Source organism: Salmonella sp. SG203 (assembly GCF_013350575.1).
GTDB classification, from domain to species: Bacteria; Pseudomonadota; Gammaproteobacteria; order Enterobacterales; family Enterobacteriaceae; genus Salmonella; species Salmonella enterica.
On the sequence record NZ_SNMT01000020.1, the window covers coordinates 53,703 to 71,460 of the forward strand.

General features: G+C 54.3%; 16 protein-coding genes. 13 read left to right on the plus strand and 3 right to left on the minus strand.

What is annotated here, in order from left to right; translation table 11 throughout:
* Positions 1-160: 160 nt before the first annotated feature.
* On the plus strand, positions 161-2,188 hold the full coding sequence (locus tag HV477_RS21670) for an alpha-amylase (protein ID WP_079898888.1): 2,028 nt from the start codon (positions 161-163) through the stop codon (positions 2,186-2,188).
* 173 nt (positions 2,189-2,361) lie between these two features.
* Positions 2,362-3,612, plus strand: a complete 1,251-nt coding sequence (gene avtA / locus HV477_RS21675; protein ID WP_079898889.1) for a valine--pyruvate transaminase — start codon at positions 2,362-2,364, stop codon at positions 3,610-3,612.
* 36 nt (positions 3,613-3,648) lie between these two features.
* On the opposite strand, the gene HV477_RS21680 is transcribed toward avtA, so the two are convergent.
* Together HV477_RS21680 and yiaJ are read right to left on the minus strand one after the other, a co-directional pair.
* Positions 3,649-4,122 carry a 4Fe-4S dicluster domain-containing protein gene (locus HV477_RS21680; RefSeq protein WP_001078820.1) on the minus strand — a complete coding sequence of 158 codons (474 nt, stop codon included), beginning with the start codon at positions 4,120-4,122 and terminating at the stop codon, positions 3,649-3,651.
* 116 nt (positions 4,123-4,238) lie between these two features.
* Positions 4,239-5,039 carry an IclR family transcriptional regulator YiaJ gene (gene yiaJ / locus HV477_RS21685; RefSeq protein WP_000081342.1) on the minus strand — a complete coding sequence of 267 codons (801 nt, stop codon included), beginning with the start codon at positions 5,037-5,039 and terminating at the stop codon, positions 4,239-4,241.
* A 229-nt stretch (positions 5,040-5,268) separates the two neighbouring features.
* Here yiaJ and yiaK point away from each other — a divergent pair, with 229 nt between their 5' ends.
* From yiaK to araD, 10 genes are all read left to right on the plus strand, one after another.
* The gene (gene yiaK / locus HV477_RS21690) at positions 5,269-6,267 is read left to right on the plus strand and encodes a 3-dehydro-L-gulonate 2-dehydrogenase (protein ID WP_079898890.1); all 999 of its coding nucleotides are present in this window, start codon (positions 5,269-5,271) and stop codon (positions 6,265-6,267) included.
* Between the two features lie 11 nt (positions 6,268-6,278).
* Positions 6,279-6,743 carry a YhcH/YjgK/YiaL family protein gene (locus HV477_RS21695; protein ID WP_000576102.1) on the plus strand — a complete coding sequence of 155 codons (465 nt, stop codon included), beginning with the start codon at positions 6,279-6,281 and terminating at the stop codon, positions 6,741-6,743.
* A gap of 23 nt (positions 6,744-6,766) precedes the next feature.
* Positions 6,767-7,699, plus strand: coding sequence for a DUF4862 family protein (locus HV477_RS21700; RefSeq protein WP_000794970.1), 933 nt, complete (start codon positions 6,767-6,769; stop codon positions 7,697-7,699).
* 138 nt (positions 7,700-7,837) lie between these two features.
* Complete coding sequence (gene yiaM, locus HV477_RS21705) at positions 7,838-8,311, plus strand: 2,3-diketo-L-gulonate TRAP transporter small permease YiaM (protein WP_000832316.1); 474 nt, start codon at positions 7,838-7,840, stop codon at positions 8,309-8,311.
* A gap of 2 nt (positions 8,312-8,313) precedes the next feature.
* Positions 8,314-9,591, plus strand: a complete 1,278-nt coding sequence (gene yiaN, locus HV477_RS21710) for a 2,3-diketo-L-gulonate TRAP transporter large permease YiaN (protein WP_000301822.1) — start codon at positions 8,314-8,316, stop codon at positions 9,589-9,591.
* 11 nt (positions 9,592-9,602) lie between these two features.
* Positions 9,603-10,589 carry a 2,3-diketo-L-gulonate TRAP transporter substrate-binding protein YiaO gene (gene yiaO / locus HV477_RS21715; protein WP_000766337.1) on the plus strand — a complete coding sequence of 329 codons (987 nt, stop codon included), beginning with the start codon at positions 9,603-9,605 and terminating at the stop codon, positions 10,587-10,589.
* 3 nt (positions 10,590-10,592) lie between these two features.
* Positions 10,593-12,089 carry an FGGY-family carbohydrate kinase gene (locus tag HV477_RS21720; protein ID WP_079898891.1) on the plus strand — a complete coding sequence of 499 codons (1,497 nt, stop codon included), beginning with the start codon at positions 10,593-10,595 and terminating at the stop codon, positions 12,087-12,089.
* Positions 12,086-12,748, plus strand: a complete 663-nt coding sequence (ulaD, locus tag HV477_RS21725; protein ID WP_079898892.1) for a 3-keto-L-gulonate-6-phosphate decarboxylase UlaD — start codon at positions 12,086-12,088, stop codon at positions 12,746-12,748. The genes HV477_RS21720 and ulaD overlap by 4 nt, the downstream gene beginning before the upstream one ends.
* A complete protein-coding gene (locus tag HV477_RS21730) occupies positions 12,741-13,601 on the plus strand; it encodes an L-ribulose-5-phosphate 3-epimerase (protein WP_001244036.1) in 861 nt (286 codons plus the stop codon). Before ulaD ends, HV477_RS21730 begins: the two co-directional genes overlap by 8 nt.
* Complete coding sequence (gene araD / locus HV477_RS21735) at positions 13,595-14,290, plus strand: L-ribulose-5-phosphate 4-epimerase (RefSeq protein ID WP_000893169.1); 696 nt, start codon at positions 13,595-13,597, stop codon at positions 14,288-14,290. Before HV477_RS21730 ends, araD begins: the two co-directional genes overlap by 7 nt.
* 160 nt (positions 14,291-14,450) lie before the next feature.
* On the opposite strand, the gene HV477_RS21740 is transcribed toward araD, so the two are convergent.
* Positions 14,451-15,266: a helix-turn-helix domain-containing protein gene (locus HV477_RS21740; protein WP_079898893.1), complete on the minus strand. Its 816-nt coding sequence runs from the start codon at positions 15,264-15,266 to the stop codon at positions 14,451-14,453.
* Between the two features lie 263 nt (positions 15,267-15,529).
* On the opposite strand from HV477_RS21740, the gene HV477_RS21745 reads away from it, so the two are divergent.
* Positions 15,530-17,485: a glycoside hydrolase family 127 protein gene (locus HV477_RS21745; RefSeq protein ID WP_079898894.1), complete on the plus strand. Its 1,956-nt coding sequence runs from the start codon at positions 15,530-15,532 to the stop codon at positions 17,483-17,485.
* Positions 17,486-17,758: the final 273 nt, after the last annotated feature.

Here is a 17,758-nt window from a genome sequence, read left to right on the forward strand (position 1 = left end):
ATAATGCCAATAAAATGTGGTGCTTATCGCAAATAGAGGCGTTTTTTTGCGCCTCGTCGCTCACCCTCGCACCTCCTCCTGCGCGACTCTCTGCTGGGGAGGAGTTCATTCGCCTAAAAACCAGGCAAGCTGATGAATATTGCCCACAAAGGATAGCGTGATGAAACTTGCCGCCTTCGTTCTGACGCTGATACCCGGTATCGCGATCGCCTCATCATGGACCTCACCCGGTTTTCCGACGTTCTCGACGCAGGAAACCGGGCGCTTTACCAGCCATGCTGCATTAACAAAAGGTACACGCGCGTTAACGCTCCATATTGACCAGCAGTGCTGGCAGCCCTCCGGCGCCATAAAACTCAACCAAATGTTGTCGTTAAAACCCTGCGAAGGCGCGCCACCGCAATGGCGTTTGTTTAAAGATGGCGACTATACAATAACGGTAGATACCCGCTCCGGTACGCCGACCCTGCTGTTATCGATAAAAACTGAACCTGAACGCACCGCGCAGCTCGCCCGCCAGTGTCCCGTCTGGGATGGTTCGCCGCTCACGCTGGATGTTCGCCAGACCTTTCCGGAAGGGACGGTAGTGCGCGATTATTACAGTGGTCAAACCGATACCGTCCAAAACGGGCAAATCACGCTGCGACCTGCCGACAGCCACGGGCTTTTATTGCTGGAACGCGCGGAAACCCATGCATCAGCGCCTTTTAACTGGCGCAACGCCACCGTTTATTTTGTGCTTACGGATCGCTTTCGCAATGGCGATCCAACCAACGACCACAGCTATGGTCGCCATAAGGATGGTATGCAAGAGATTGGCACTTTCCACGGCGGCGATTTACGCGGGTTGACGAGTCAACTGGACTATCTACAGCAATTAGGCGTGAACGCCTTGTGGATAAGCTCGCCGTTTGAACAGATCCACGGCTGGGTCGGCGGCGGAACAAAAGGCGATTTTCCTCATTACGCCTATCACGGCTATTACACTCAGGACTGGACGACACTGGATGCCAACATGGGCAGCGAAGCCGATCTCCGCGCGCTGGTCGACGGCGCGCACCAGCGCGGCATCCGTATTTTATTTGACGTAGTAATGAATCATGCCGGTTACGCCACGCTGGCGGATATGCAGGAGTATCAGTTCGGCGCGCTCTATTTATCCGGCGCGGAACGGCAAAAAATTCTCGGCGATCGCTGGACAAACTGGCGACCGGCCACCGGACAAAGCTGGCACAGCTTTAACGACTACATCAACTTCAGCGACAGCGCCGCCTGGGAAAAATGGTGGGGGAAAAAGTGGATTCGTACCGATATTGGCGACTACGACAGTCCGGGATTTGACGATTTAACCCTGTCGCTGGCCTTCCTGCCGGATATAAAAACGGAATCTACCACGCCTTCCGGCCTACCCGCGTTCTATGCCAACAAACCCGGTACTAAAGCAAAGTTCATTGAAGGCTATACGCCACGGGATTATCTGACTCACTGGTTAAGCCAGTGGGTGCATGATTACGGCATTGACGGGTTCCGGGTCGATACTGCCAAAAATGTTGAGCTTCCTGCCTGGCAACAGCTAAAAACCCAGGCCAGCGCGGCGTTACATGAATGGAAGCAGGCCAATCCGGACAAAGCGCTGGATGATAGCCCGTTCTGGATGACTGGCGAAGCGTGGGGCCACGGCGTCATGAAAAGTGATTATTATCGCTATGGTTTCGACGCGATGATCAATTTTGATTATCAGGAGCAGGCGGCGAAAGCGGTCGATTGCCTGGCGGAAATGGGGCCAGTCTGGCAGCAGATGGCGGATAAAATGCAGGATTTCAACGTATTAAGTTACCTCTCCTCGCATGATACGCGCCTTTTCCGTGAGGGCGGTGATAAGGCGGCGGAACTGCTGCTGCTTTCGCCAGGCGCGGTGCAGATCTTTTACGGCGATGAATCCGCTCGTCCCTTCGGCCCCACCGGCTCCGACCCGCTGCAAGGCACCCGTTCAGATATGAACTGGCAGGACGTGAGCGGAAAGTCAGCCGCAGCCGTCGCGCACTGGCAGCGTATTAGCCAGTTCCGCGCCAGACATCCCGCCATCGGCGCAGGCCAACAAACCACGCTGACGCTAAAACACGGGTACGGTTTTGTACGCCAGTACGGCGACGATACGGTGATGGTCGTCTGGGCGGGCCGCCGCTAATCGTGGCGCTACCGGTCCCCTCGCGTACCGGTAGCCCCTTCAAAATAAAAAACTAACCTGATAAAAATTTGTAGCATAAAACATCAATACTACCGCCTGCCCCTCATTTGCGCCCCGCCATTTGTAGCGTTATGGTTATCCACTTTGACAGACAGTTCGATAGATCACCCGTTATGACATTTTCACTTTTCGGCGATAAATTTACCCGCCATTCAGGCATTACCCGCCTGATGGAGGATCTCAACGACGGCTTACGCACGCCAGGCGCCATCATGCTTGGCGGCGGTAACCCGGCACACATCCCTGCAATGCAGGATTATTTCCAGACGCTACTGACAGAGATGGTAGAAAGCGGCAAAGCCGCTGATGCGCTTTGTAATTATGACGGTCCCCAGGGAAAAACGGCGCTACTGAATGCACTGGCCGTACTGCTACGTGAAACGCTGGGATGGGATATCGAACCACAGAATATTGCGCTGACAAATGGCAGTCAGAGCGCGTTTTTCTACTTATTTAATCTCTTCGCCGGACGTCGCGCCGACGGCAGTACGAAAAAGGTACTATTCCCGCTTGCGCCGGAATACATCGGCTATGCAGATTCCGGTCTGGAAGACGACCTCTTCGTTTCGGCGCGCCCAAATATTGAACTGCTGCCGGAAGGCCAGTTTAAGTATCACGTCGATTTTGAGCATCTGCACATCGGCGAAGAAACGGGGATGATTTGCGTCTCGCGCCCGACCAACCCAACCGGTAACGTTATCACCGACGAAGAGCTGATGAAGCTGGACAGACTGGCGAATCAGCACAACATCCCACTGGTGATTGATAACGCTTACGGCGTACCGTTTCCGGGCATTATCTTTAGCGAGGCGCGCCCGCTGTGGAACCCCAATATTATCCTATGCATGAGCCTCTCGAAGCTGGGGCTGCCCGGTTCCCGCTGCGGGATTATCATCGCCAATGATAAGACGATTACCGCCATTGCCAACATGAACGGCATCATCAGCCTTGCGCCTGGCGGCATGGGTCCGGCGATGATGTGCGAAATGATTAAGCGTAACGATCTGCTGCGGCTGTCGGAAACGGTTATCAAACCTTTCTACTATCAGCGCGTTCAACAGACGATCGCGATCATTCGTCGCTATTTATCCGAAGAACGCTGCCTGATTCATAAACCGGAAGGCGCAATATTTTTGTGGCTGTGGTTTAAAGATCTGCCGATTACCACCGAGCTACTCTATCAACGCTTGAAAGCGCGCGACGTGCTGATGGTGCCAGGCCACTATTTCTTTCCCGGACTGGATAAACCCTGGCCCCACACACACCAGTGTATGCGGATGAACTACGTGCCTGAACCGGACAAAATCGAGGCGGGCGTAAAAATTCTGGCAGAAGAGATAGAACGCGCCTGGCGTGAAGGCTGACGGCTATTCCGGCCATCATGCAGGCCGGAACGACGTTCAGAAAGGTTGAGAATAGAGGCGCTGGCGCTGCACGTGTGCTGCGTCAACGCACTGTAACGCACTGGTCGGGCAGGCTTCCACGCACGCCGGCCCCGCTTCACGATGCCAGCAAAGATCGCATTTAATCGCCTGCGCGCCTGACGCGGACGCCACCACGGTCATCGCACCAAACGGGCAAGCCAGCATACAGCTTTTACAACCAATGCAGCGCGATGACGTCACGAAGATATGCCCCCGATCACGGCGAATCGCCTGTACCGGGCAGACATTCGCGCACGGCGCGTCCTCACACTGATGGCAGACCGTGGCCGTGGTGAAGCTATCCTCTTTTATCACCCGGATACGCGGCACAAAGTCCGCCGTCGTCACCGCCGCGCTATTCTGCTGTTCCTGATGCGACACCACGCAGGCGACCTCGCAGGTACGACACCCGATACACGCCGACGCATCCGCCATAATAAACCGGTTCATTGTTCTCCCCCTGCGTTAAAACGCCAGAATGCCAGAGAGCCATTCCCCGCCGCTTTGATCCCACTACGCAAACGGACAAATTTTGTCAGATGCCTGATAAATCCTGGCGAGCTGTCTTATTCGCGAACGGTAAATCCCAGCTCATTAGAGATAGCCTGTGCGGTTTCACGCAACGGTTTGAGCAGATTTTTCTCGCCGATCTGTTTTAGCCGTGACGTCGACAGTGAAATAGAAATGGCGTAAGGCACTCGATGGTGAATATCAAACACAGGCACAGCAATACAGGAGACGCCCAGTTCATTTTCTTCGCGATCCATCGCCATGCTGGTTTCACGAATTTGCGCCAGCTCATCGTACATTGCTGGTAAATCGGTAATGGTATTACGAGTCAGCGGCTGGATCTGTTCTTGATGGCTTTCCCAGTAAGACGCCACATAATCCGGCTGACCAAACGCCATATAAATTTTCCCCATCGCCGAGCAGTACAGCGGCATATGCTGGCCAATGTAGGCTCGCGTGCGCAGCATACCGGTGGTCGGTTCCAGCTTATAAATCAGGATAGCGTGGTCATCTTCACGGCTGGAAAAATTCACCGTCTCGCCGGTGGTCAGGTTGAGCGCCTCAAGGTGCGGTGCCGCAACGTGGATGATATTCAGCGATGACAGGGCTTTTTGGCCGACGGCAATAAACTTTGTCGTCAGACGGTAGCTCCCGGCCGCCGGCGCTGGCGTCACATATCCGCAGGATTGAAGCCCCTGCAACAAACGATGGACGGTACTCTTGTTCAACCCCGCCAGCTCCGACAGGTGCGCCAGTGGGCAACCGTTCGGGTAGTTACTCAAAATTTCTATCAACATCAGGCCACGAAACAGGCTCTGACTCCCCGCAGGCTTCTCTTTATCGTTGTTCTGGCTCATCAGAAAACTCTCTCCTTTCTTGGGCGATCAGATGGTAGCTCAAAGTGTGTTGCAGTTCACGATATCAGCATAAAAAACATAACCCGATGATTTTAATCGTTTTTAAAAACCTTCTCTGGCGTTGCCATGTCAATTTTTGATCTATATATTTGGAACTACATTTCGCATTATGAAATTTATCGACAAAAAAACATACTAAAATTTCTAACAATCGACCAGGAGAACAGGGATGAAAGTAACTTTCGAAGAGTTAAAAGGGGCCTTCTACCGCGTCTTGCGGTCGCGGAATATTGCGGAAGATACCGCCGACAAGTGCGCGGAAATGTTCGCTCGCACCACCGAGTCCGGTGTCTATTCCCACGGCGTGAACCGCTTTCCTCGCTTCATCCAGCAACTGGATAACGGCGACATTATTCCTGATGCTAAACCGCAGCGGGTTACCAGCCTCGGCGCCATCGAACAGTGGGATGCTCAGCGCGCTATCGGCAACCTGACGGCGAAAAAGATGATGGACCGGGCTATCGAGCTGGCTTCCGATCATGGTATTGGCCTGGTGGCGTTACGTAATGCTAACCACTGGATGCGCGGCGGCAGCTACGGCTGGCAGGCGGCGGAAAAAGGCTATATCGGCATTTGCTGGACCAACTCCATCGCCGTCATGCCGCCGTGGGGGGCGAAAGAGTGCCGTATCGGTACCAATCCGCTGATCGTCGCCATCCCGTCTACGCCGATCACGATGGTGGATATGTCGATGTCGATGTTCTCCTACGGAATGTTAGAAGTTAACCGTCTGGCGGGCCGCGAACTGCCGGTGGATGGCGGTTTCGACGATAACGGTCAGTTGACCAAAGAACCGGGCGTTATCGAGAAAAATCGCCGCATTTTACCAATGGGTTACTGGAAAGGATCTGGTCTGTCGATTGTGCTGGACATGATTGCCACCCTGCTTTCTAACGGTTCTTCCGTTGCCGAAGTGACCCAGGAAAACAGCGATGAGTATGGCGTCTCACAGATTTTCATCGCCATAGAAGTGGATAAGCTGATCGATGGCGCAACCCGCGATGCCAAACTGCAGCGGATTATGGATTTCATCACCACTGCTGAACGCGCCGACGACAACGTCGCGATTCGGCTGCCCGGCCACGAATTTACCAAATTGCTGGATGACAACCGCCGTCACGATATCACCATTGACGACAGCGTCTGGGCCAAAATTCAGGCGCTGTAAGGAGCCACATCATGATTTTTGGACATATTGCGCAGCCTAATCCGTGCCGGCTACCGTCGGCCATAGAGCAGGCGCTCGATTTCCTGCGCAATACGGACTTTCGCACGCTGGAACCTGGCGTAGTGGAAATCGACGGCAAAAATATCTTCGCGCAGATTATCGATATGACCACCCGCGATGCTGCTGAAAATCGTCCGGAAGTCCATCGCCGCTATCTGGATATTCAGTTTCTGGCATGGGGCGAAGAGACAATTGGGGTTGCCATTGATACCGGTAATAATCAAATCAGCGAGTCATTATTAGAACAGCGCGATATTATTTTTTATCACGACAGTGAACATGAATCATTCATTGAAATGATACCGGGAAGTTATGCCCTGTTTTTCCCGCAGGATGTTCATCGTCCAGGTTGTAATAAAAGCATTGCTACGCCGATACGGAAAATAGTCGTAAAAGTCGCCATAGACGTTTTATAAAATAGAGTTTACTGGAGCACAAAATGAAAAATAATACCGGTTATATTATCGGTGCGTACCCTTGTGCACCCTCATTTCACCAGAAGAGTGAAGAGGAAGAGACGGAATTCTGGCGGCAACTCTCTGATACTCCGGATATCCGGGGGCTGGAGCAGCCTTGTCTTGAACATCTTCACCCGCTCGGCGACGAGTGGTTATTGCGCCATACACCGGGAAACTGGCAAATCGTGGTCACCGCGATAATGGAAACCATGCGTCGCCGTAGCGAAAACGGCGGTTTTGGATTAGCGTCCAGTGACGAGGAACAGCGTAAAGCCTGCGTGGAGTACTATCGTCATCTGCATCAGAAGATCAATAAAATCAATGGGAACAATACCGGCAAAGTCATAGCCCTTGAGCTTCATGCCGCTCCTCTGGCGGGCAATCCGAACGTGGCGCAGGCAACCGACGCCTTTGCGCGCTCATTAAAAGAGATTGCCAACTGGGACTGGTCCTGCGACCTGGTGCTTGAACACTGCGACGCGATGACCGGCCCCGCACCGCGCAAAGGATTCTTACCGTTGGTAAACGTACTGGAAACTATTGCCGACTATGACATAAGCGTCTGCATTAACTGGGCGCGCTCGGCTATTGAAGGGCGGGATACCTCTCTACCGCTGATCCACACGCAGCAGGCCAAACAGGCTGGAAAACTCGGGGCGCTGATGTTCTCCGGTACAACGCTGGATGGAGAATATGGCGAATGGCAGGACCTCCATGCTCCGTTTGCACCTTTCTGTCCACAAAGTCTGATGACGGAGAAACATGTTAAAGAACTCATTACCGCCGCCGCTCCCGAACTGTTGCAGTTTACCGGTATTAAATTGTTGGAAATCAATGCCAGTGCCGATATTAATCACCGCATAAATATATTACGCGATGGTATTAACATAATGAAAAAGGCCACACGCCGCTAACCTGAATTAAACATCATCACCTTAATTCTCGGCCTGCAACTCAACGTTGCGCCGACCTAATATAAACCAAACATAAGAAATTAAGTTCCACTATTCAGCATCGAAAGAAATAAGTTTCTATAACCTGATGGAGTCGTTATGAAGCGGGTACTTGAGGGCATACTTGCGGTATTAATTGCCGTACTTTCCTGCATTGTATTTATTAACGTTATTTTACGTTACGGTTTTGAGAGCAGTATTTTGTCGGTAGATGAACTATCACGTTATCTATTTGTTTGGCTGACATTTATTGGCGCCATTGTTGCATTTATGGATAACGCTCACGTTCAGGTCACTTTTGTGGTGGAAAAACTTTCGCCAGCGAATCAGCGTCGACTCTCGCTGCTGACACATTCGCTGATTTTATTGTTATGCCTCGCATTAGGCTGGGGCAGCCTGCAAAAAGCGTTGCAGGACTGGAGCGATCACTCGCCAATCCTCGGTTTACCGATCGGCCTGATGTATATCGCCTGTCTGCCCACAAGCGTTGCCATCGCGTTAATCGAGCTGCGTCGGCTTTATCACTTAATAACGCGTAACGATTCCTTTCAACAACCACAGCAAGGAGCCTAATCATGGCCGTGGTGATATTTCTCTGCTGCCTGCTCGGCGGGATCGCGATAGGTTTACCCATCGCCTGGTCGCTGCTGCTTTGCGGCGCTGCTCTGATGGCATACCTGGATATGTTTGACGTGCAGATTATGGCGCAAACCCTGGTTAACGGCGCGGACAGTTTCTCCCTGCTGGCTATTCCCTTTTTTGTTTTGGCCGGTGAAATCATGAACGCGGGCGGCCTGTCAAAGCGAATTGTCGACCTGCCGATGAAGCTGGTCGGCCATAAACCCGGCGGCCTGGGCTACGTGGGCGTTATTGCGGCAATGATTATGGCCAGCCTTTCCGGCTCTGCGGTAGCAGATACCGCTGCGGTCGCCGCGCTGCTGGTGCCGATGATGCGCTCCGCAAACTACCCGATCAACCGCTCCGTTGGGTTAATCGCTTCCGGCGGGATCATTGCGCCAATTATTCCCCCCTCGATTCCTTTTATTATCTTCGGCGTTTCCAGCGGCTTGTCGATCAGCAAGCTGTTTATGGCCGGGATCGCACCGGGCATCATGATGGGCGCGGCGCTTATGCTCACCTGGTGGTGGCAGGCCGGGCGATTAAATCTCCCTTCTCAGCCTAAAGCAACACCGCGTGAAATCTGGCAATCATTGGTTTCAGGTATCTGGGCGCTGTTTTTACCGGTGATTATCATCGGCGGCTTCCGTTCCGGACTTTTCACGCCAACGGAGGCAGGGGCGGTCGCCGCGTTTTACGCCCTCTTTGTCGCCGTGGTTATCTATCGGGAATTAACGTTTTCCAGTCTCTACCACGTGCTGGTCAATGCCGCCAAAACGACGTCAGTCGTCATGTTTCTGGTGGCCGCGGCCCAGGTATCCGCCTGGCTGATTACGATCGCGGAATTACCCATGATGGTGTCAGATTTGCTGCAGCCGCTGGTCGACTCTCCGCGACTCTTATTTATCGTCATTATGATCTCAATTATGGTCGTCGGTATGGTGATGGATTTAACACCAACGGTGTTAATTCTTACCCCTGTATTATTGCCATTAGTTAAAGAAGCCAATATTGACCCGATTTATTTCGGCGTCATGTTCATTATTAACTGCTCTATTGGATTAATCACACCGCCCGTTGGCAACGTCCTCAACGTTATTTCCGGGGTAGCAAAATTGAAATTTGATGACGCGGTAAGAGGCGTATTCCCTTACGTTGTCGTACTGATGTCGCTGCTGGTTTTATTTATTTTTATTCCCGAGCTAATTATCACACCGCTTAAATGGATTAATTAAAGGATAATATTATGAAATTACACGTTATTGCTCGTTCATTATTGATAGCTGGTCTGACGGTTTTCAGCGTGTCGTCTCTGGCGGCGCAATCTTTACGTTTTGGTTATGAAACACCGCAAACTGACTCCCAACATATTGCCGCGAAAAAATTTAACGAACTATTAAAAGAAAAAACTAACGGCGAATTAACGCTAAAACTCTTTCCTGACAGCACATTAGGTAACGCCCAGGCAATGATCAGCGGGGTGCGCGGCGGAACTATTGATATGGAAATGTCCGGTTCGAACAATTTCACCGGCCTGGCCCCTGTATTCAACTTACTTGATGTCCCCTTCCTGTTTCGCGATACCGCGCATGCGCATAAAACGCTCGACGGTAAAGTCGGCGATGAACTGAAAAAATCACTCGATTCAAAAGGGTTAAAAGTCCTCGCCTACTGGGAAAACGGCTGGCGCGACGTCACCAACTCCCGCGCGCCGGTAAAAACGCCGGGCGATTTGAAAGGCTTAAAAATCCGCACTAACAACAGCCCAATGAATATCGCGGCCTTTAAAATCTTCGGCGCGAACCCTATTCCGATGCCGTTCTCCGAAGTCTATACCGGCCTCGAAACCCGTACGATTGATGCCCAGGAACACCCTATCAACGTCGTGTGGTCAGCGAAATTCTATGAGGTACAGAAATACCTCTCCCTCACTCATCACGCCTATTCGCCTCTGCTGCTGGTGATCAATAAAGCCAAATTCGACGCTTTAAGCCCGCAGTTCCAGGAGGCACTGCTGAGTTCCGCCAAAGAAGCGGGTGACTATCAGCGCAAACTGGTCGCCGAAGATCAGCAAAAAATTATCGATGGCATGAAAGAAGCCGGAGTTGAAGTCCTGACCGATATCGACCGTAAAGCCTTCAGCGATGCGCTGGGCAGCCAGGTGCGCGATATGTTCCTGAAAGACAACCCGCAGGGCGCTGACCTCCTGAAAGCCGTGGACGAGGTGCAATAAGTCATGAGCAATTACTGGCTGGGGTTAGATTGTGGTGGGAGTTGGCTAAAAGCCGGGTTGTACGATGGCGCAGGCCGGGAAGTAGCGGTGCAACGCCTGCCGCTGCACGCTTTAAGCCCGCAGCCAGGCTGGGTTGAACGCGATATGACCGAACTGTGGCAACAGTGCGGCTCGGTCATCAGCAAACTGCTGGCGCACACGGGGGTGAGCGGCTCACAAATCCGCGGTCTGGGTATTTCCGCTCAGGGTAAGGGCCTGTTCCTGTTAGATAAAAGCGATCGGCCATTAGGTAAAGCGATACTCTCTTCCGACCGTCGCGCCATGGAAATTGTCCAGCGCTGGCAAAAAGAAGCGGTTCCGCAAAAACTCTACCCGCTGACCCGACAAACTCTATGGACCGGGCATCCGGTCTCCCTTTTACGCTGGGTAAAAGAGAATGAGCCGCAGCGCTACGCGCAGATAGGCTGCGTAATGATGACGCATGACTATCTGCGCTGGTGCTTAACCGGCGTGAAAGGCTGTGAGGAGAGCAACATCTCCGAGTCCAACCTCTACAACATGGCGACGGGCCAGTACGACCCGCTTCTGACCGAGTGGCTGGGCATCAGTGAAATCGACAGCGCGCTGCCCCCCGTGGTGGGTTCAGCCGAAATATGCGGGGAGATCACCGCTCAGGCAGCCGCCATCACCGGTCTGGCAGTGGGTACCCCCGTCGTCGGCGGCCTGTTTGATGTGGTTTCCACCGCCCTTTGCGCCGGTATTGAGGATGAATCAACGCTCAATGCGGTGATGGGTACCTGGGCCGTCACCAGCGGCATCGCTCACGGTCTGCGCGACCATGAGGCCCATCCTTACGTCTATGGCCGCTACGTCAATGACGGGCAGTATATCGTTCACGAAGCCAGCCCGACCTCCTCCGGCAACCTCGAATGGTTTACCGCCCAGTGGGGCGACCTCTCTTTTGACGAGATCAACCAGGCGGTCGCCAGCCTGCCGAAAGCCGGTAGCGACCTCTTTTTTCTGCCGTTTCTCTACGGCAGCAATGCCGGACTGGAGATGACCTGCGGCTTTTACGGCATGCAGGCGCTGCACACCCGCGCGCACCTGCTGCAGGCGATTTATGAAGGCGTGGTGTTCAGCCATATGACCCACCTCAACCGCATGCGTGAACGCTTTACCGAGGTTTGCGCCCTGCGCGTTACCGGCGGACCGGCCCACTCCGACGTCTGGATGCAGATGCTGGCGGACGTCAGCGGGTTACGCATCGAGCTGCCGCAGGTTGAGGAGACCGGCTGCTTCGGCGCGGCGCTGGCAGCCCGCGTCGGCACCGGCGTATATCGCAATTTCCGCGAGGCCCAACGCGACCTCCGGCACCCGGTGCGCACGCTGCTGCCGGACATGGCCGCGCACGCCCTCTATCAGCGTAAATACCGCCAATACCAGGATTTGATTGAAGCACTACAGGGCTATCACGCCCGTATTAAGGAGCACGCATTATGAGCCGACCATTACTGCAACTGGCGCTCGACCACACCAGTCTGGAAGCAGCCCAACGCGATGTTGCCCTGCTACAGGACCATGTCGATATCGTTGAGGCTGGCACTATCCTCTGTTTAACCGAAGGCCTTAGCGCGGTGAAAGCCCTGCGAGCGCAGTGCCCGGAAAAAATCATCGTCGCCGACTGGAAAGTGGCCGATGCCGGTGAAACCCTGGCGCAGCAGGCTTTTGGCGCTGGCGCCAACTGGATGACTATCATCTGCGCCGCGCCGCTCGCGACCGTCGAGAAAGGCCACGCCGTCGCGCAATCCTGCGGCGGTGAAATTCAAATGGAGCTGTTCGGCAACTGGACGCTGGACGACGCCCGAGACTGGTATCGCACCGGCGTGCGTCAGGCGATTTATCATCGCGGACGCGATGCGCAGGCCAGCGGGCAGCAGTGGGGAGAAGCGGACCTGGCGCGTATGAAGGCGTTGTCCGACATCGGCCTTGAACTGTCAATTACCGGCGGCATTACCCCAGCGGATCTGCCGCTGTTCCGCGACATTAACGTTAAGGCATTTATCGCCGGACGTGCGCTGGCAGGTGCCGCCCATCCGGCGCAGGTCGTCGCCGAATTCCACGCCCAAATTGACGCCATTTGGGGAGAAAAGCATGCGTAATCATCCATTAGGTATTTACGAGAAAGCACTGGCGAAAGATCTCAGTTGGCCAGAGCGGCTGGTGCTGGCAAAAAGCTGCGGTTTTGATTTTGTTGAGATGTCGGTGGATGAAACCGACGAACGTCTCTCACGCCTGGAGTGGACCTCGGCCCAACGCGCTTCGCTGGTGAACGCGATGCTGGAAAGCGGCGTCGCCATCCCGTCGATGTGTCTCTCCGCCCATCGTCGCTTCCCTTTTGGCAGCCGCGACGAGGCGGTGCGCCAGCGGGCGCGTGAAATCATGACCAAAGCCATCCGTCTGGCGCGCGATCTCGGTATCCGCACCATCCAACTGGCAGGTTACGACGTCTATTACGAAGAGCACGACGAAGGCACCCAGCAGCGTTTCGCCGAAGGGCTGGCGTGGGCGGTGGAACAGGCCGCAGCGGCGCAGGTGATGCTGGCGGTGGAGATCATGGATACCGCGTTTATGAACTCCATCAGCAAGTGGAAAAAGTGGGACGAGATGCTTTCGTCACCGTGGTTCACCGTTTATCCAGACGTCGGCAACCTCAGCGCCTGGGGGAACGACGTGACCGCCGAGCTGAAGCTGGGTATCGACCGTATCGCCGCTATCCACCTGAAAGACACGCTGCCGGTGACCGGTGACAGCCCCGGCCAGTTCCGCGACGTGCCGTTTGGCGAAGGATGCGTTGATTTTGTCGGCATCTTCAAAACGCTGCATGAGCTGAATTATCGCGGTTCATTTCTGATTGAGATGTGGACAGAGAAATCCAGTGAGCCGGTGCTGGAAATTATCCAGGCCCGCCGCTGGATTGAATCACGGATGCAGGAAGGAGGTTTCACATGTTAGAGCAACTGAAAGCCGAGGTGCTGGCGGCAAACCTGGCCCTCCCGGCGCACGGGCTGGTCACCTTTACCTGGGGCAACGTCAGCGCGGTCGATGAGACGCGCAAGCTGATGGTCATTAAGCCTTCCGGCGTCGAATATGAGGTGATGACCGCCGACGATATGGTGGTGGTAGAGATCGCCAGCGGTAAGGTCGTTGAAGGCCATAAAAAACCGTCGTCCGATACCGCGACCCATCTGGCGCTCTATCGCCGCTATCCGCAGATCGGTGGGATCGTGCATACCCATTCCCGCCATGCGACGATCTGGTCGCAGGCCGGGCTCGATCTGCCCGCCTGGGGCACCACCCACGCCGACTATTTCTATGGCGCGATCCCCTGTACCCGACTGATGACCGTTGAGGAGATTAACGGCGAGTACGAGTATCAGACCGGCGAGGTGATTATTAAAACCTTTGAAGAGCGCGGTCTGGATCCGGCGCAAATCCCGGCGGTATTGGTTCATTCGCACGGCCCGTTTGCCTGGGGTAAAAATGCCGCCGATGCCGTCCACAACGCCGTGGTGCTTGAGGAGTGCGCCTATATGGGGCTGTTCTCGCGCCAGCTGGCCCCGCAGCTACCGGATATGCAGCCTGAATTGCTCGATAAACACTATCTGCGTAAACACGGCGCGAATGCCTATTACGGGCAGTAATGCCGACAGTCACAGCCTGTGTCGGATGGCGGCTGCGCCTTATCCGACCTACAAGATTTTCAATATCAATACGTTGTGATGAACTCTTGTAGGACCGATAAGCAAAGCGCCATCGGACATTCAGTTTGCAACCGCGTTGTCAGAGGGCCAAAGATTATACTCAAGAATTAACGTGCTCCTTACTGTAGCGCCGCTTCCAGGCGGTAGGCGTCAGGCCGGTGTGCTTGCGGAAGATCTGGCGAAAGTAACCAACGTCATTAAAACCGCACCGCTCCGCCACCTCTTTTAACGAACGCGCGTCGCTAATCAGCAACTTTTCCGCCTCGCGCACCCGCTGGCGGTGGATGGCTTCCGTTAGCGTAAGGTGAAATACCCGCCGATAAACGCGTCCCAGATAATCCACATTGCAATGCAGTTCTTTCGCCAGAACCGAGCGGGAAAGCGGCAGGTGATAGTGCGTTCGAATCAGCTGCTGTACTTTCCAGGCCAGCGACACGCCAGCGGCCTCGGCGTTTTCATTCTGCCGGGCGTCAACGGTGAGTTGCTGCAAAATCAGCAGCACGATGAACTCCAGCGCCGGGCTGCGCTGGTGCTTTTCCTGCTCGTTCATAAACTGGCGAAAAAGCGCAATCAGCGCCTGTGGATCGGCAACCTGGGTATGCTGCGGCACGGAAAGATGCGTCAGCCAGCGCGGGTCGCTGTCCGGCGCTTTGACCTCAAAATGGAGCCAGTAAAATTTAAGATCGGCGGGAAACTCCTCAACGCCAATATGGCGGCGATGCGGCCAAAGCAACAGGCTTTCCCCGGCGTCGACACAGAAAACACATTCTTCTTCCTGAATTTTCAGGCAGCCTTTTTCCACAAATATAATTTCCCACGATTGCAGACGCCTGGCAGGATGACGCCCAATGCCGCGAGAAATAAATAATCCGCCGTTTTGGACTTTAATCGGTAATGTCATGGATAGTTCGAGCATTAATATGTCATTTCCCGCTCATTCAGCACCGTATTTCATATTACCTTTTGATTATTAACTAAAAATAGTCCTTTCACTCGATCCATCTCACATTTTTAAATACGGGTCGGAATCGTCATCTTTTTTTACTCTTTTATCGCCTTGTCGCTCACCGCTATCCGGGCAAAATGAATCAGGTCATAACGCGAAAATAAAAATTACTGCCATAAAATACCCCGTCAGCGAGGAATATCTATGACCTCTACAGCCTTAAGGAGCACGAAATGAACGTACTGGAAGTCGATCTGCATAAACTGACGGTCAGCGATCCGTTCCTCGGACAGTATCAACAACTGGTTCGCGATGTGGTTATTCCTTACCAGTGGGATGCGTTAAACGATCGTATTCCAGAGGCTGAACCCAGCCATGCCATTGAAAATTTCCGCATTGCCGCAGGCCAGCAGACGGGCGACTTTTACGGCATGGTCTTTCAGGACAGCGACGTGGCGAAATGGCTGGAAGCGGTTGCCTGGTCACTGTGCCAGAAGCCCGATCCCGCGCTTGAGAAAACCGCCGATGAGGTGATTGAACTGGTGGCCGCCGCGCAGTGTGACGATGGCTATCTCAATACGTACTTTACGGCAAAAGCCCCGCAAGAACGCTGGAGCAACCTGGCGGAGTGCCATGAGCTTTATTGCGCCGGGCATCTGATTGAAGCGGGCGTCGCCTTCTTTCAGGCCACCGGCAAGCGTCGGCTGCTAGACGTCGTTTGTCGCCTGGCCGATCATATCGACAGCACTTTCGGCCCTGGCGAAAATCAGCTGCACGGCTATCCGGGCCACCCGGAAATTGAGCTGGCGCTGATGCGTCTGTATGAGGTAACAGAGCAGCCGCGCTATATGACGCTGGCAAGCTACTTTATCGGGCAGCGCGGCGCCCAACCGCACTTCTACGACGAAGAGTACGAAAAACGCGGCCAAACCTCTTACTGGCATACCTACGGCCCGGCGTGGATGGTCAAAGACAAAGCCTACAGCCAGGCGCATCTGCCAATTTCGCAGCAGCAGACGGCCATTGGCCACGCGGTACGTTTTGTCTATCTGATGACTGGCGTGGCGCATCTCGCTCGCCTGAGCAACGATGAAGGCAAACGCCAGGACTGCCTGCGCCTGTGGAAAAATATGGCGCAGCGTCAGCTGTATATCACCGGCGGGATTGGCTCGCAGAGCAGCGGCGAATCCTTTAGCAGCGATTACGATTTACCGAATGATTCGGTCTATGCGGAAAGTTGCGCTTCAATCGGCCTGATGATGTTCGCCCGCCGGATGCTGGAAATGGAAGCCGATAGCCAGTACGCCGACGTGATGGAGCGCGCGCTGTACAACACCGTCCTCGGCGGCATGGCGCTGGATGGCAAGCATTTCTTTTACGTCAACCCGCTGGAAGTGCATCCAAAATCGTTAAAATTCAACCATATCTACGATCACGTTAAACCCATCCGCCAGCGCTGGTTTGGCTGCGCCTGCTGCCCGCCGAACATCGCCCGCGTGCTCACCTCTCTCGGTCACTACATCTACACGCCGCGTGCGGATGCGCTGTACATCAATATGTACGTGGGTAACAGCATGGAAATACCCGTTGAAAATGGCGCGCTCAAACTGCGAATCAGCGGGAACTACCCGTGGCAAGAGCAGGTGAAGATCGCCATCGACTCTGTGCAGCCGGTACGTCACACGCTGGCGCTACGTCTGCCGGACTGGTGCCCTGAGGCAAAAGTGACGCTCAACGGGCTGGAAGTGGAGCAGGATATTCGCAAAGGTTATCTGCATATCCGTCGGACCTGGCAGGAGGGCGATACGATAACCCTGACGCTGCCGATGCCGGTTCGCCGCGTGTATGGCAATCCGCTGGCGCGTCACGTCGCCGGTAAGGTCGCCATTCAGCGCGGGCCGCTGGTCTATTGCCTTGAGCAGGCCGATAACGGCGAAGAACTGCATAATCTGTGGCTACCGAAAGAGAGTGAGTTCCGGGTCTTTGAGGGCAAAGGGCTTTTTGCGCATAAGATGCTGATTCAGGCTGAAGGCGAGAAGCAAAGCGCCCCAGATGCGCAGCATCAGGCGTTGTGGCACTACGATAACGCGCCGTCATCGCGCCAGCCGCAGACGCTAACGTTCATTCCGTGGTTTAGCTGGGCCAACCGTGGCGAGGGCGAAATGCGGATTTGGGTTAACGAGCGGTAATACTGTGCCGGATGGCGACTGCGCCTTATCCGGCCTACAAGATTTGCAATATCAGTATATTGCGATGAATTTTTGTAGGCCCGATAAGCGCAGCGCCATCAGACATGACCACCAGGCTAATATCAACGCTGTAGGCCCGATAAGCGCAGCGCCATCAGACATTACCACCAGGCAAATATCAACGCTGTAGGCCCGATAAGCGTAGCGCCATCGGGCATTACCGCCAGGCTAATATCAACGCTGTAGGCCCGATAAGCGCAGCGCCATCGGGCA